13 protein-coding genes and 1 pseudogene are annotated in these 15,680 nt (G+C 55.1%); 6 read left to right on the plus strand and 8 right to left on the minus strand.

Annotated features, from left to right (window positions below; all coding sequences use genetic code 11):
- Positions 1–5: 5 nt before the first annotated feature.
- The 3 genes from EHN07_RS08720 to ssb1 form a co-directional block, all read right to left on the minus strand.
- The gene (locus EHN07_RS08720; protein WP_124023784.1) at positions 6–1,652 is read right to left on the minus strand and encodes a signal transduction protein; all 1,647 of its coding nucleotides are present in this window, start codon (positions 1,650–1,652) and stop codon (positions 6–8) included.
- A 21-nt stretch (positions 1,653–1,673) separates the two neighbouring features.
- Positions 1,674–3,269 (minus strand): FGGY-family carbohydrate kinase, encoded by a 1,596-nt coding sequence (locus tag EHN07_RS08725; protein WP_167467300.1) that lies wholly within the window; start codon positions 3,267–3,269, stop codon positions 1,674–1,676.
- A 389-nt stretch (positions 3,270–3,658) separates the two neighbouring features.
- On the minus strand, positions 3,659–4,195 hold the full coding sequence (gene ssb1 / locus EHN07_RS08730; RefSeq protein WP_124023786.1) for a single-stranded DNA-binding protein SSB1: 537 nt from the start codon (positions 4,193–4,195) through the stop codon (positions 3,659–3,661).
- Between the two features lie 229 nt (positions 4,196–4,424).
- Between ssb1 and uvrA the strand changes: the two are divergent.
- Positions 4,425–7,249 (plus strand): annotated as a pseudogene (uvrA, locus tag EHN07_RS08735) (excinuclease ABC subunit UvrA).
- Here the strand turns inward: uvrA and EHN07_RS08740 are convergent.
- Entirely contained in the window at positions 7,250–7,603 is a 354-nt protein-coding gene (locus EHN07_RS08740; RefSeq protein WP_124023787.1) for an MmcQ/YjbR family DNA-binding protein, read from the minus strand.
- A gap of 252 nt (positions 7,604–7,855) precedes the next feature.
- Positions 7,856–8,833, minus strand: coding sequence for an elongation factor P--(R)-beta-lysine ligase (epmA, locus tag EHN07_RS08745; RefSeq protein WP_124023874.1), 978 nt, complete (start codon positions 8,831–8,833; stop codon positions 7,856–7,858).
- Positions 8,834–9,162: 329 nt separating this feature from the next.
- Between epmA and frdA the strand changes: the two genes are divergently transcribed.
- Genes frdA through frdD form a run of 4 tightly spaced genes read left to right on the plus strand, consistent with a single transcriptional unit; the run spans position 9,163 to position 12,462 of the window.
- Positions 9,163–10,956 (plus strand): fumarate reductase (quinol) flavoprotein subunit, encoded by a 1,794-nt coding sequence (gene frdA / locus EHN07_RS08750; RefSeq protein ID WP_124023788.1) that lies wholly within the window; start codon positions 9,163–9,165, stop codon positions 10,954–10,956.
- Positions 10,949–11,686 (plus strand): succinate dehydrogenase/fumarate reductase iron-sulfur subunit, encoded by a 738-nt coding sequence (locus tag EHN07_RS08755; protein ID WP_124023789.1) that lies wholly within the window; start codon positions 10,949–10,951, stop codon positions 11,684–11,686. The genes frdA and EHN07_RS08755 overlap by 8 nt, the downstream gene beginning before the upstream one ends.
- A 10-nt stretch (positions 11,687–11,696) precedes the next feature.
- Positions 11,697–12,092, plus strand: coding sequence for a fumarate reductase subunit FrdC (frdC, locus tag EHN07_RS08760; protein WP_124023790.1), 396 nt, complete (start codon positions 11,697–11,699; stop codon positions 12,090–12,092).
- 10 nt (positions 12,093–12,102) lie between these two features.
- On the plus strand, positions 12,103–12,462 hold the full coding sequence (gene frdD, locus EHN07_RS08765) for a fumarate reductase subunit FrdD (RefSeq protein WP_124023791.1): 360 nt from the start codon (positions 12,103–12,105) through the stop codon (positions 12,460–12,462).
- Between the two features lie 130 nt (positions 12,463–12,592).
- Here the strand turns inward: frdD and EHN07_RS08770 are convergent, their stop codons facing one another.
- Positions 12,593–12,772, minus strand: coding sequence for a hypothetical protein (locus tag EHN07_RS08770; RefSeq protein ID WP_244202380.1), 180 nt, complete (start codon positions 12,770–12,772; stop codon positions 12,593–12,595).
- Positions 12,773–12,805: 33 nt separating this feature from the next.
- Positions 12,806–13,507 carry a pirin family protein gene (locus EHN07_RS08775; RefSeq protein WP_124023793.1) on the minus strand — a complete coding sequence of 234 codons (702 nt, stop codon included), beginning with the start codon at positions 13,505–13,507 and terminating at the stop codon, positions 12,806–12,808.
- A 106-nt stretch (positions 13,508–13,613) separates the two neighbouring features.
- Between EHN07_RS08775 and EHN07_RS08780 the strand changes: the two genes are divergently transcribed.
- Positions 13,614–14,504: a LysR family transcriptional regulator gene (locus tag EHN07_RS08780; RefSeq protein ID WP_124023794.1), complete on the plus strand. Its 891-nt coding sequence runs from the start codon at positions 13,614–13,616 to the stop codon at positions 14,502–14,504.
- A gap of 69 nt (positions 14,505–14,573) precedes the next feature.
- Here the strand turns inward: EHN07_RS08780 and fbp are convergent, their stop codons facing one another.
- Positions 14,574–15,572 carry a class 1 fructose-bisphosphatase gene (gene fbp, locus EHN07_RS08785; protein ID WP_124023795.1) on the minus strand — a complete coding sequence of 333 codons (999 nt, stop codon included), beginning with the start codon at positions 15,570–15,572 and terminating at the stop codon, positions 14,574–14,576.
- Positions 15,573–15,680: the final 108 nt, after the last annotated feature.

Genomic DNA, 15,680 nt, shown 5'->3' on the forward strand with positions numbered 1-15,680 from the left:
TCCTCTTACAACAACCGAATTGCGTCACCGGCAACCTGTACCCGAATACCCTGGGTCAGCGACTGAGCAACGAAGGCCTGCAAAACCGTTTGCAGTTCATTTTCTGCCACATAAGCCACCGTCAGGTGGTTACTCTGATGGCCTGCCATTAAGTCATCTCTCCCCACGCCATCCAGCACGGCGTTCAGCAGCGGCCATTCGTAGCAGGTGGCACGGCGGCGGCGTTCAAACTCGTCGGCGGGTAATTCCACCGCGTGGCCGGTGCCGATGTGCATGATGACGTCAGTCCCTTCGTAGTGCGCGCGCGCCCAGATAAAGCGCCCGGCTTTACCTTGCCCGCTGATAGTCGAGCCGCCATAAGGGAAGTACATCGCAGGCTGGCGATAGCCCGTTGCCCCGGCGATTCCCCCTTTCAGGTGTTCAAACGGAACGGCGCCAGAAATTTCCAGATCCCAGTAGAAGGTTCCCTGATAAATACTTCCCCAGCGAATATCGTGCAGCGTGGTTTCGGCAGGCAGAGAGAACGACGTCAGCAAGCGCCACAGCATGGTTTGCGGGATGGCGGTGCCCATATCCACTTCGTTGATGCACGGAATCGGCTGGCCTTCACAGATGATATTTCCCTGCTCGTCGGGGATAGGGAAACGCTCGGTTGAGCCAATTGCGCCTTCGGCAAAATCAGATGCCGCGCAGCTGTCTTTCAGGCCCTGTTGATATTGCACGCCTACCGCAGAAAGCCCAAAACGCTGTACGAAACGCACCATGGCAATCATCATCGCGCACTGTTCTTTGACCTGTTCGCGGGTCAATTCTTCACGGTCATTTTCACCAAACTGGAATTTCATGCCGCGTTCCTGATACCAGGCCAGGCATTCTTCACGCAGCTCGTCGGGCACTTTTGCCATTTCTACCAGTAGCGCAGACTGCGACAGCGATTCAATCGGCATGCCGATATTGACCATCGCCTGCTGCGGGAAGACGCCGTTAATCATCCCCATGCAGAAGGTGTCGAACAGGCCGAGGATCTCCTTATTTTTCAGGATAAATTCACCGGCATTGCGCCCCATCGCTCCGGCCGGAGTTGCCATTACCGGGTGGGTCGGCGCAACGTCGTGCAAATAGCCGGTGGAGTGCTGCAACGAGCCGTAACGCAGCCAGGTTTGCAGACCGTTAACGAACAGGTCGTCATCAAAATTTTCCGACCATAAACGCGAGTACGGTTTCCCGAGGCTGGTTAGCGATCCTGCCAGGCACAGCATGCCCACCAGTCCCGGCCAGGTGCCATCAAAGTTTGCCAGTAGCAAAACCGGGCCTTTGTGATGCATCAGCGATGGCGCAATATGGTGGGAATATTGCCAGGCCGTCAGCAGCACGATGAGCGGCGCGTTTTCATCGATTTGCGCGAACAGCGAGCTGCCCTGGCGCTGGCTGCTGATAAACCCGTGCCCACGCTCTTCATCAACGGGATGAGCGCGTTTCATGGTGTAACCCAGTGAACTCAAGGCATCCTGTAATTTCGCTTCGTATTTTTGCTGCACCGGCCAGCAGGCAAGGTTGGCTGATTCGCGTAAATCAGCATTGGTGACCATCAGGATTTCATTGTTGCCCGCAGTGATGTTTTGCGCCACAGAAGGTAGAGTTTGCGTAATCACGTTCTTATTCCTTGTCTGTCATTAAAGGGCCACGAGGGTTTGCTGCATGGCAGCCTGATAGCGCTGCTGGTGCTGGTACATTTGCAGATACACCTGATATTTCGCGTCGTGGAATGCGCGGTGTGCGGCGTCGGGTTCAATGGTTTTATCGCGCCTTACCATCGCGCCAGCCGCCGCTGAAAAACTGCTGAACGCCTTGCAGGCAACCGCGCCATTGAGCGCCGCCCCAAGCGTGACGGCGTCTTCTTCTGCAACCAGATGAATGGCGCGCCCGGTGACGTTGGCGTATTCACGCAGCCAGAGCGGGTTTTTGCTCGCGCCGCCGCACAGCGTTATCGACTCAATGCGCTGGCCGTTTTGTTCCATGGTGTCGATGATGTGGCGCGTGCCGTAGGCGATGGCTTGCAGCGTCGCGAGGTATAAACGTGCAAGCGCAGGCTGGCCTTTCTCAAGCGTGAGCCCGGCGACCATGCCACGGGCGTTGGCGTCAGAGCGCGGCGAGCGGTTGCCGTGGTGGTCAGCCAGAACATGGAGCTGGCGGGTCGGATATTTTTCGCAGGCTTCGAGTTCGCTTACCCACTGGTTAAGGATTTGGTAGACGCTACAGCCCAGCGCGTCGGCTTCGTTTCTTAGCGCAGGCCAGGCGTCACTTTGCATGACAGTCCAGTCCACCAGCGCCCCGGCGGCACTTTGCCCGCCTTCGTTCAGCCACCAGCCTGGGTACATTGCCGCGAAGTATGGCCCCCAAACCCCCGGCACTGATTTTGCCTCTTTGCTGACAATCATATGGCAATTCGAGGTACCGCTAATTATCGCCAGATTGGCTTCGGGAGCCGCCGCGACTAACGCAAGCCCGCCCGCGTGGGCGTCAATCAAACCGCTGGCGACCACGACATCAGGCGTTAAGCCCAGCTGTGCGGCCACATCGGTGCGTAAGGTGCCGACAGGCTGCCCAACCTGAATAATATTCGCTGGGATTTTATTCACTAAATCCGTTAATTCGACCGACTCAAGCAGACTCTGGCTGAACCGTTCTTCGTGCGCCAGGTAGTTCCACTTGCAGGTCAGCGTACAAACTCCCGCCGCATCAACGCCCGTGGCGCGCCACACCAGGTAATCGGCTAAGTCAAAGAAACGCCAGGCGGCGCTATAGCGCTCGGGGAAATGGTTTTTCAGCCACAGGATTTTCGGCAATTCCATCTCAATGCTGACCTGCCCGCCGACGTATTGCAGCGCGGAATCATGCGTGGCGTTGATACGTTGAGTTTCAACGCCCGCGCGGTGATCCATCCACATCACGATATCGTGGTCGGGGTCGCCTTCTTCACCCACCGCTACCGGTTGCCCACGATCGCCCACTGCCACCAATGAACAGGTTGCGTCGAATCCAATGGCGGCCACTTGCTGTGGTCGCACCCCGGCAAGGCTGATCGCCTCGCGCACCGTGGTGCACACCTGCTGCCAGATATCGCTGGAGGATTGCTCTACTCGATTAGGCTGGTAGTGAAACTGCTGGATAGGACGAACAGAAAATGCCAGGCGGGTGCCTTCCATGGTGAAAATACCTGCTCTGACACTCGCGGAACCCACATCAACGCCAACAAATAATTTACTCATTTTTTGTGCTCTCATCGGCTACTGCGTCGAGAAAGCATATTGGTTAAGTGAACCGCTAAACACAACTTCTGGTGGTTTAATTTGTGATCGATACGACAAGCCGGATGGGGCTTCAAATGAAAATTTAAAGTTAACTTGTTGTTTTCAAATTGTTTAATAAAGAGTGATTTTTAATCTATTTTTGAACGCATCATAACCGCTTAAAAAAACATCGGGCTAGCTTGAATCGGCTGTTTTGCTGGCCCTTCGGCCTGGGTACCGCAACGAAATAGCGTGGAATACTACGCTGTGCCTTCTTGCTCTGTCAGTAAACTCTTTATCTTATTGTTTAAAAAAGAAAAACCCCGCATTTGCGAGGTTTGTAAGATTTCCACGTTGCTGATTTAATATCAGAACGGAATATCGTCGTCGAAGTCCATCGGTGGTTCATTGTTAGATGGTGCAGGTGCGCTCTGCTGCGGGCGAGACTGCGCGCCGCCGCTGAACTGATTGCCACCCTGCTGCGGTTGCTGAGGCTGGCCCCAACTACCTTGCTGCTGGCCTGCGTTACCGCCACCGGCAGGTGCGCCGCCCGCTGCACGGCCGCCAAGCATCTGCATGGTGCCGCCCACGTTAACCACCACTTCAGTGGTGTATTTCTCAACGCCAGCCTGGTCAGTCCATTTACGCGTCTGCAATGCGCCTTCGATATAAACCTGGGAGCCTTTACGCAGGTATTCGCCCGCGACTTCCGCCAGTTTGCCGAACAGCACTACACGGTGCCATTCGGTTTTTTCTTTCGTTTCGCCGGTTTGCTTATCGCGCCAGGACTCTGACGTGGCCAGAGTAATGTTGGCAACTGCGCCGCCATTTGGCATGTAGCGTACTTCCGGGTCCTGACCCAGATTCCCGACGAGAATCACCTTGTTTACGCCTCTGCTGGCCATGATCGTGTCTCCTGAAACGTTTATTAAATAGTGTAAACCCTCGATTCTACCACGCCACCCTTAATCTTTATAGCTGCGGGATGGATTCCAGCGTGGCAATGAGCGATACATTAATTGCATTAAAACACTGGATATCCATTCAGGTTTTATTGTGTCATAATTAGCCGTTTGTGACCGTCGGCAGCCTCCAGTGCGGCCTGGCAAAAAGCGTTTAAACCGGGAAAGGTGAATGGATAAGATCGAAGTTCGGGGCGCCCGCACCCACAATCTCAAAAATATTAACCTCGATATTCCACGCGACAAGCTGATTGTCGTGACTGGGCTTTCGGGTTCTGGCAAATCCTCACTGGCTTTCGACACCTTATACGCCGAGGGGCAGCGTCGTTACGTTGAGTCCCTCTCCGCCTATGCGCGTCAGTTCCTGTCATTGATGGAAAAACCGGATGTCGACCATATTGAAGGCTTGTCGCCGGCGATTTCTATCGAACAGAAATCCACCTCGCACAACCCGCGTTCAACCGTTGGCACTATTACAGAAATTCATGATTACCTGCGTCTGCTGTATGCCCGCGTGGGCGAGCCGCGCTGCCCGGATCACAACGTGCCGCTGGCGGCGCAAACCGTCAGCCAGATGGTCGATAACGTTTTAGCGCAGCCGGAAGGCAAGCGCCTGATGCTGCTGGCGCCGATTATTAAAGACAGAAAAGGCGAGCACGCGAAAACGCTGGAAAACCTTGCAAGCCAGGGGTATATCCGCGCCAGGATCGACGGTGAAGTCTGCGATCTTTCCGATCCGCCAAAGCTAGAATTACAGAAAAAACACACTATTGAAGTGGTGGTTGACCGTTTTAAAGTGCGCGAAGATATCGCCCAGCGCCTGGCGGAATCCTTTGAAACCGCGCTGGATTTATCCGGTGGCTCTGCGGTTGTCGCCGATATGGATGACGAAAAAGCAGAAGAGCTGCTGTTCTCGGCAAACTTCGCCTGCCCAATTTGCGGTTACAGCATGCGCGAGCTGGAGCCGCGCCTGTTCTCGTTCAACAACCCGGCCGCGCCTGCCCAACCTGTGACGGCCTTGGCGTGCAGCAATATTTTGATCCTGAACGAGTGGTGCAAAACGGTGAGCTTTCCCTTGCCGGCGGCGCGATCCGCGGCTGGGATCGCCGTAATTTCTATTACTTCACGATGATGCGCTCCCTTGCCGAGCACTATAAGTTTGATATCGAAACGCCGTGGAACGAGCTGAGCGCCAGCGTGAAAAACGTGGTGCTGAACGGTTCGGGTAAAGAAAGTATTGAATTCAAATATATCAATGACCGTGGTGATACTTCGGTGCGCCGCCATCCGTTCGAAGGCGTGCTGCATAATATGGAGCGTCGCTATAAAGAAACCGAATCTTCTGCGGTGCGCGAAGAGCTGGCGAAATTTATCAGCAACCGTTCGTGCTCAAGCTGTGAAGGGACGCGCCTGCGCCGCGAAGCGCGCCACGTGTTCGTTGAAAACACGCCGTTGCCGACCATCTCTGATATGAGCATCGGCCATGCGCTGGAGTTCTTCCAGAACATGAAACTCAGCGGCCAGCGGGCGCAAATCGCTGAGAAAGTGCTGAAGGAGATCGGCGATCGCCTGAAATTTCTCGTCAATGTGGGTCTGAATTACCTCTCGCTTTCCCGTTCCGCCGAGACGCTCTCCGGCGGCGAAGCGCAGCGTATCCGTCTGGCAAGCCAGATCGGGGCGGGTCTGGTGGGCGTGATGTATGTGCTTGATGAGCCGTCAATTGGCCTGCACCAGCGCGATAACGAACGTTTACTGGAAACGCTGATCCACCTGCGCGATCTCGGCAATACCGTGATTGTGGTGGAGCACGACGAAGATGCGATTCGTGCCGCAGATCATATTATTGATATCGGTCCGGGGGCGGGCGTGCACGGCGGCCAGGTTGTTGCTGAAGGCTCGATGCAGGACATTATGGATGTGCCAGAGTCTCTGACCGGGCAGTTCCTGAGCGGCAAACGTGAAATTGCCGTGCCGCAGCAGCGTGTACCGGCCGATGCAGCAAAAGTGCTGCAGCTGGTTGGCGCCAAAGGTAACAACCTGAAAGACGTCACATTGACGCTGCCGGTCGGCCTGTTTACCTGCGTGACCGGGGTTTCCGGCTCCGGAAAATCAACGCTGATTAACGACACTTTATTCCCTATCGCCCAGCGTCAGCTTAACGGCGCAACGATTGCCGAACCTGCGCCATATCGCGACGTTCACGGGCTGGAGCATTTCGACAAGGTCATTGATATTGACCAGAGCCCGATTGGCCGTACGCCACGCTCAAACCCGGCAACCTATACCGGCGTGTTTACGCCGGTGCGCGAGCTGTTTGCCGGCGTGCCGGAATCCCGTGCGCGTGGTTATACGCCTGGGCGTTTCAGCTTTAACGTGCGTGGTGGGCGTTGTGAAGCCTGCCAGGGCGACGGCGTCATCAAAGTAGAGATGCACTTCCTGCCGGATATTTACGTACCGTGCGACCAGTGCCGCGGCAAGCGTTATAACCGCGAAACGCTGGAAATTAAGTACAAAGGCAAGAGCATCCACGAAGTGCTGGATATGACCATTGAAGACGCTCGTGAGTTCTTCGATGCCGTTCCTGCACTGGCGCGTAAGCTGCAAACGCTGATCGACGTCGGCCTCTCCTACATTCGCCTCGGTCAGTCGGCGACGACGCTTTCTGGCGGTGAAGCACAGCGTGTGAAGCTGGCGCGTGAGCTGTCCAAACGCGGGACCGGCCAGACGCTGTATATCCTCGATGAGCCGACAACCGGCCTGCATTTTGCGGATATCCAGCAGCTACTGGAAGTGCTGCATCAGCTGCGCGACCAGGGCAATACCATCGTGGTAATCGAGCACAATCTGGACGTGATTAAAACCGCGGACTGGATTGTTGACCTCGGCCCGGAAGGCGGCAGCGGCGGCGGTGAAATCCTGGTTTCAGGCACGCCAGAAACGGTCGCGGAATGTGAAGCGTCGCATACCGCGCGTTTCCTCAAACCTTTACTGAAGTAGTCAGTCAGAGAGCTGCTGCCTTGTTTGCTGGGGCAGCAGCGATAGCGCCTGCTGATAAGAAGCATCAACCAGATAGTAAATCTGTGAGTCAGGGATCGCGCCATCCAGATAGACCGTGCTCCAGTGCGCTTTATTAAGATGCGCGCTTGGGAAAACATCCTGATGCTGCGCGCGGAGTAAATCCGCCAGCTCGGGGCTCGCCTTCAGCGAAACCGCTGGCCGCTGTTCCACGTCATGCACCATGGCGTACAGCACATCCGCGACTTTGATTTGTGTGGCCTTCCAGTCGCTGTGCACCGTTTGCTGCGCTCCCGGTTTGTTCATGCAGTACTGCAATAGCTCCGAATTGGTCATTTCTATTCCCCCTGCGAGATTCCAGTGAAAACCATTGGCATACCAGTACGCTGGCACCACTAAGTGTGCGAGCAACTGACCAAAAGGTAAACTTCCGGGGGGCGTTTTGATGAAAAAAACGGCGATACGCGCGCGCACCGCCGTCTTTGGGCTGGAAGGGCTACCGATACTCAGAATGAACCATCGCTTCTTCACCCAATGACCGATTGCCGGAGTGAGTCAGGCGCTCAGCTCAGGGGCTGATTAAGCGGTTTAAGCCCGGTCTACCGGGAATGCCAGCACCTCGGACAAACTTTCGGCTTTCAGTGCCAGCATGATCAGGCGATCCACCCCTAACGCCACGCCGGAACAGTCCGGCAATCCTGCCTTTAGCGCTTCGAGCAAATTCACGTCGATGGGCTGCTGCGGCAAGCCGCGAGCCGCACGTTTACGGTTATCCTGCTCGAAACGCTGTTGCTGTTCACGCGCATCGGTTAATTCGTGGAAACCGTTCGCCAGCTCAATGCCGCGGAAGTAAACCTCGAAGCGTTCTGCTACGCGATGGTCTTCAGTGCTGATTTGCGCCAGCGCCGCCTGGCTTGCGGGGAAGTGGTAAACAAACGTCGGCTTTTCTTTACCAATGTGCGGCTCGACACCGACGCTGAACAGCAGCTGCAGCAGGATATCGCGATCCTCTTCTCCATCGGCAACGTTGCTTAAATCGAGCTTTTTTGCCGCTTCGCGCAGCTGGGCTTTGTCCGCAGAAAGCGGGTCAATTTCCAGGTGGCGCTGGAAAGCCTGCTGATAGGAGAGCGTTTCAGCGGCGTCGGTTTCCAGCACCTGCTGCAGCAAGTCATCCACTTCATTCATCAGACGATACATATCGTAATGCGGGCGATACCACTCCAGCATGGTGAATTCTGGATTGTGATGGCGACCCATTTCTTCATTACGGAAACTGCGGCACAGCTGGAATACCGGGCCAATGCCCGCCGCCAGCAGGCGTTTCATATGATATTCCGGGCTGGTCATCAGGTAGAGATCGACGCCCTGAGCGTGGCCTGGGCCAACAAAACGGGTTGCAAACGGGAACAGATTAATGTCCGTTACCGTCGCCTGGCTCATGCACGGTGTTTCCACCTCCAGCACGCCGCGGTCGGCAAAAAAACGCCGAATAACCGTCATGATAGCGGCGCGTTTCAACAGGTTGGGGATGGATGCGCTCGGCTGCCAGGTTGCCGTTTCGCTCATGGTAAAGTCTCCATATTGATACAAGGCGAAGAAGTCTACCCGCAACGCCCAGGCGAGACAAATTTTGCGCCGAAAATTTTCTCCGCTGTCCAGAGCGTTTGGCGCTAATAAGCTGAATTGCGTGATGTAAATCTTAATCAGCATTAATTAATTGCTGCACTGAACAGCAAAAAAATCGAACACGTCAAATTTCCTTAAAAAGCCTGCGGCTATAATCTGCTACCTACAAAGGAGCAGGGATAACCCTTTCGCTATAGCTGTCACCGAATCGGTGAACTACCTTTGATTAAATTAGCTATACGAAATAACAAAAAATCTGGAGGAATGTCGTGCAAACTTTTCAAGCCGATCTCGCCATAATAGGCGCTGGCGGAGCGGGCCTGCGCGCGGCCATCGCCGCGGCCCAGGCCAATCCACAAGCCAAAATAGCGCTGATTTCTAAAGTCTATCCGATGCGTAGCCACACCGTAGCCGCCGAAGGGGGATCTGCCGCCGTTACGCAGGATCACGACAGCTATGAGTACCATTTCAATGACACCGTTGCGGGTGGCGACTGGCTGTGTGAGCAGGATGTCGTCGACTACTTCGTGCATCATTGCCCAACGGAAATGACGCAGCTTGAACAATGGGGCTGCCCGTGGAGCCGTCGCCCGGATGGTTCAGTCAACGTTCGCCGCTTTGGCGGGATGAAGATTGAACGCACCTGGTTTGCCGCGGATAAAACCGGCTTCCATATGCTTCACACTCTGTTCCAGACTTCCCTTCAGTTCCCGCAAATTCAGCGCTTTGACGAGCATTTCGTGCTCGATATTCTGGTTGATGACGGCGCTGCCCGTGGCCTGGTCGCCATGAATATGATGGAAGGTACGTTGGTGCAGATCCGCGCTAACGCGGTGGTGATGGCAACCGGCGGCGCAGGCCGTGTGTATCGCTATAACACCAACGGCGGCATCGTGACCGGCGATGGTATGGGCATGGCCCTGAGCCATGGCGTTCCGCTACGCGATATGGAGTTCGTGCAATATCACCCAACCGGCCTGCCGGGTTCCGGCATTCTGATGACGGAAGGCTGCCGCGGTGAAGGCGGTATTCTGGTCAACAAAGATGGCTATCGCTACCTGCAAGATTACGGCATGGGGCCTGAAACTCCGCTGGGCGAGCCGCGCAACAAATATATGGAGCTGGGTCCGCGTGACAAAGTTTCCCAGGCCTTCTGGCACGAATGGCGCGCGGGCCGCACCGTTCCAACGCCGCGTGGCGATGTGGTCTATCTCGATCTGCGTCACCTGGGCGAGAAAAAACTGCTCGAACGTCTGCCGTTCATCTGTGAACTGTCCAAAGCCTACGTTGGCGTTGACCCGGTGAAAGAGCCGATTCCGGTGCGTCCTACCGCGCACTACACCATGGGCGGTATCGAAACCGATGGCAACTGCGAAAGCCGCCTCAAAGGGCTGTTTGCCGTAGGGGAATGCTCTTCCGTAGGTCTGCATGGCGCGAACCGTTTAGGCTCCAACTCGCTGGCAGAGCTGGTGGTGTTTGGCCGTCTGGCCGGTGAAAGTGCCATGAGGCGCGCTAACGAAGCGCAGCCAGCCAACGATGCTGCGCTGAATGCCCAAGCCGCCGACGTGAAAAACCGCCTGAAGAAACTGGTGAATCAGGAAGGCTCTGAGAACTGGTCGAAGATTCGCGACGAAATGGGGCTGTCGATGGAGGAAGGCTGCGGGATTTATCGCACGCCGGAACTGATGCAGAAAACCATTGATAAGCTGGCCGAACTGCAGGAGCGCTTTAAGCGCGTGCGCATTACGGACACCTCCAGCGTGTTTAACACCGATTTGCTCTACACCATCGAGTTGGGTCACGGCCTGAACGTTGCCGAATGTATGGCGCACTCAGCGATGGCACGTAAAGAATCACGCGGCGCGCACCAGCGTCTGGACGAAGGTTGCACCGAGCGTGATGACGTGAACTTCCTGAAACATACCCTCGCTTTTCGTGACGAAAATGGAACCACGCGTCTGGAATACAGCGATGTGAAAATCACGACTTTGCCACCGGCTAAACGCGTCTACGGTGCGGAATCAGAAGCGGCCGACAAGAAGAAGGAGACGTCGAATGGCTGAAGTGATGAAGACCCTGAAGATTGAAATTGTGCGCTATAACCCTGAAACGGATAACGAGCCGCACAGCGCAATCTACGAAGTGCCTTACGATGAACAAACCTCGCTGCTGGATGCGCTGGGTTACATCAAAGACAACCTGGCGCCGGACCTGAGCTATCGCTGGTCGTGCCGTATGGCTATCTGCGGCTCCTGCGGCATGATGGTCAACCGCGTGCCGAAACTGGCCTGTAAAACCTTCCTGCGGGAATATACGCAGGGCATGAAAGTTGAAGCGCTGGCCAACTTCCCCATCGAGCGCGATTTGGTGGTCGATATGACGCACTTTATCGAAAGCCTGGAAGCGATTAAGCCGTACATTATTGGCAACCCACGCACGCCAGAGCAGGGGCCAAATAACCAGACTCCGGCGCAGATGGCGAAATACCATCAGTTCTCGGGCTGTATTAACTGTGGCCTGTGTTATTCCGCCTGCCCGCAGTTTGGTTTAAACCCTGAGTTTATTGGCCCGGCAGCCATTACGCTTGCTCATCGCTACAACCTGGATAACCGCGACCACGGCAAGAAAGAGCGTATGGCGCAGTTAAACGGTCAGAATGGCGTCTGGAGCTGCACCTTTGTGGGCTTCTGCTCCGAAGTGTGCCCGAAACACGTCGATCCGGCCGCGGCCATCCAGCAGGGTAAAGTCGAAAGTTCGAAAGACTTTTTGATAGCCACCCTGAAACCACGCTAAGGAGTGCAAAATGACTACCAAACGTAAGCCATATGTGCGGACGATGACGCCAACCTGGTGGAAAAAGCTGGGTTTCTACCGTTTTTATATGATTCGCGAAGGGACTTCGCTGCCAACGGTCTGGTTCAGCATTCTGTTGCTCTGCGGCCTGTTTTCGCTAAAAAGCGGGCCGGAAAGCTGGGCGGGATTTGTCTCGTTCCTGCAAAATCCGATGGTGATTATCCTCAATTTAATCACTCTGGCCGCCGCTTTGCTGCATAGCAAAACCTGGTTTGAGCTGGCGCCGAAGGCCGCCAATATCATCATTAAAGATGAAAAAATGGGGCCAGAGCCGGTCATTAAAGGGCTGTGGGCGGTGACGGTTGTCGCCACGGTCGTCATTCTGTTTATTGCACTGTTCTGGTAAGGGGGCGGTCATGATTAATCCAAATCCAAAACGCTCTGACGAGCCGGTATTCTGGGGGCTGTTTGGCGCAGGCGGCATGTGGGGCGCCATCATCGCGCCGGTTATTGTGCTGCTGGTGGGCCTTATGCTGCCGCTGGGCCTGTTCCCGGGGGATGCGTTAGGCTATGAGCGCGTGCTGGCGTTTTCACAAAGTCTGATTGGCCGCCTGTTCATCTTCCTGATGATAGTACTGCCGTTATGGTGCGGGCTGCACCGTATCCACCATGCGATGCACGATCTGAAAATCCATGTGCCTTCCGGCAAGTGGGTGTTCTACGGTCTGGCTGCGATTCTGACGGTGGTAACCTTTATCGGCGTGATTACGCTCTGATAATGCTGCCTGGGGCGGTGCATCAGGCGGTTTAGTTAAGCAACTGCTGCCCTGGCGCTGAACGGACATTTATCTGGAACAGAAAGCACTGCACGAGAATATCGTCGGTGCTTTCTGCTTATTGGGGGGATTAGAGCGCGTCTTCTTCTGTGGCCAGCCGGATATCCGCTGCGCTGACAATCGCTTCCAGCTCGCTCAACATCTCGTCATAGCTCAGTTCAGGGTTCTCAACGCTTGCTATAACAGTAGCCGCAACAGCCGGTTGTAACACTTTTTTCTTGTTCCGCTTCACTGTTGATTTGGTACGCACTAATGACCCCCGTTTACCCATTACCGACACTATTCAGAGCGGTAAATCTATCAGTAACGCACGTAGTGGGGTATCAGCAAGCAGCGTAATGTTAGCTTCATCACGGATAAATGCGCCATCGCCACAGGTGAGCGCTTCTTTTTCCTTAGCCGAGGTAAGGGCATGAACCGTGCCGTGAATAGATTGTAAATACGCGCGGGGTCCGTGTAACGGGAGGCTCAACTGCTGTCCTTCCTCCAGTTTAATCTGATGGATCCACACCTGCTGGCGCAGCTGCAGGCTCTCTTTACTGCCGTCGGGCGAGGCCAGTAGCTGCTGCGGCAGGGCGGCCAGCGTGATTTTTTGCAGCGGCGGGTTTTCACGTTCCGGGCAGGCGTCCAGCCACAGCTGTATGCGCGTCAGCGCGTTCTCTTTGCTGAGGTTATGTTCGCTGTAACTAAGCCCCGGTTGGGTGGACAGCAGCAGCGCTTCACCCGCTTGCGCCTGTATGTGATGGCCTTCACTGTCGCGGTACTCCGCTTCGCCTTCCAGAATCACATTGAGAATATCGACCTTTGGGTAGGTACGTGGCTGGAATGACGCGCCCGGCGCTAACACTTCCTGATTGAGTACGCGCAGCGCAGCATAGCCCAGCAATTCAGGGTCGAAATAGTGACCGAAGGAGAACGTATAGCGCGCCTGCAGCCATCCGTAATCTGCCTTTCCGCATTGTCTGGCCGTTCTTGGCGTAATCATAATCTATGGGCCTCTTTTTACTCTGAATCCATGGTAAAGCTCTGGACGCTGCATTGTTAGCCAGTTAATCTGCTGGGTATGTTCAAATTTCCTGAATGAGAACCAGATGGCTAAAGAGAGAGCGTTGACGCTGGAAGCATTGCGGGTCATGGATGCAATCGATCGACGAGGCAGCTTTGCGGCGGCGGCCGATGAGCTGGGTCGCGTCCCCTCGGCCTTGAGTTACACCATGCAGAAGCTTGAAGAAGAGCTGGATGTGGTGTTGTTTGATCGTTCAGGGCATCGTACAAAATTTACCAACGTGGGGCGTATGCTGCTTGAGCGCGGGCGAGTGTTGCTCGAAGCCGCTGAAAAACTGACTACGGATGCGGAAGCGCTGGCGCGAGGCTGGGAAACCCATCTGACTATCGTGGCTGAGGCGCTGGTTCCCAGCGTGAAGCTGTACCCATTAGTCGAAAAACTTGCTGAGAAAGCGGACACGCAGCTGTCGATTATCACCGAAGTGCTGGCAGGCTCCTGGGAGCGCCTGGAACAGGGGCGGGCGGATATTGTGATTGCGCCAGATATGCACTTCCGTTCCTCGTCAGAGATTAACTCGCGCAAGCTGTATAAAGTGCTAAGCGTGTATGTTGCCGCGCCAGACCATCCGATTCACCATGAACCGGAGCCGCTTTCTGAAGTCACACGCGTTAAATATCGCGGTATTGCCGTAGCGGATACCGCCCGGGAACGCCCGGTGCTGACGGTACAATTACTGGATAAACAGCCGCGCCTTACCGTGAGCAGCATGGAAGATAAGCGCCAGGCGCTGTTGGCGGGGCTAGGTGTGGCAACAATGCCTTATCCCATGGTCGAACAGGATATTGCCGAAGGGCGGCTGCGCGTTGTGAGCCCTGAATACACCAATGAGATCGATATTATTATGGCATGGCGGCGCGATAGCATGGGCGAGGCGAAAGCCTGGTGCCTGCGTGAAATTCCAAAATTATTGAAGTAAAGCTCAGGATGGCCGTCAGAATCCACTCACCCCAGCAAAGAGCCGGGGTGAGCGCTGGGATTAAACCACTTATGCGTCCGGGAACTCACGGATAAAGCGTTCAACGTCATCAACCATGTGCTGGTTGCCGACGAAGAACGGACGGCGCTGGTGCAGGGTTTCTGGGATGATATCCAGAATACGTTCTTTACCGTCGCTGGCCTTGCCGCCCGCTTGCTCGGCGAGGAATGCCATCGGGTTGCCTTCATACAGCAAACGCAGTTTCCCCTGCGGGTGGCTGGCGGTGCTTGGGTAAAGGTAAATCCCGCCTTTCAACAGGTTGCGATGGAAATCGGCCACCAGAGAGCCAATATAGCGCGAAGTGTAAGGGCGCTGGGTGTTGGCATCTTCTTCCTGGCAGAATTTAATGTATTTTTTCACGCCGGTCGGGAAGCGAATATAGTTCCCTTCGTTGATGGAGTAAGTGCTGCCGGCTTCCGGGAAGCGCATACGCTCCTGGCACAGGCAGAACACGCCGAGAGAAGGGTCGTAGGTGAAGGCGTGAACGCCACAGCCGGTGGTATAAACCAGCATGGTTGAGGAGCCGTAAACCACATAACCGGCGGCTACCTGACGGTTGCCAGGCTGCAGGAAATCCGCTTCGGTAACAGGGGTGCCCACGGGCGTTATACGGCGATAGATAGAGAAAATCGTCCCCACGGAGACGTTGACGTCGATATTGGATGAGCCATCAAGCGGGTCCATCAATACCACGTATTTGGCATGCTCTGCGCCTTCGAACACAACAATCTCATCTTCTTCTTCGGAAGCCACACCGGCCACAATCCCTCGGGCTTTCAGCGCGGCTTTCAATTTTTCATTCGCGAACAGGTCGAGCTTTTGCTGCACTTCGCCCTGCACGTTTTCCGCTCCGCTGGCACCTAAAATATCCACCAGACCCGCTTTATTGATATCACGGTGGATGATCTTTGCGCCGAGCTTTATCGCCGACAGTAAGGCAGTCAGTTCCCCGGTTGCGTGCGAGAACTCGTGCTGCTTTTCGACAATAAATTCACCTAACGTTTTCATAACACTTTCCCTGCATTAGTCAGTTAAATAAAACGATTGCAACAATCCTAACAAAAAATCAAATACTAGCGTACAGGTGAATCGCGACAGCAAAATACGGAATTAACT

Source organism: Buttiauxella warmboldiae, from assembly GCF_003818135.1.
Taxonomy (GTDB): Bacteria; Pseudomonadota; Gammaproteobacteria; order Enterobacterales; family Enterobacteriaceae; genus Buttiauxella; species Buttiauxella warmboldiae.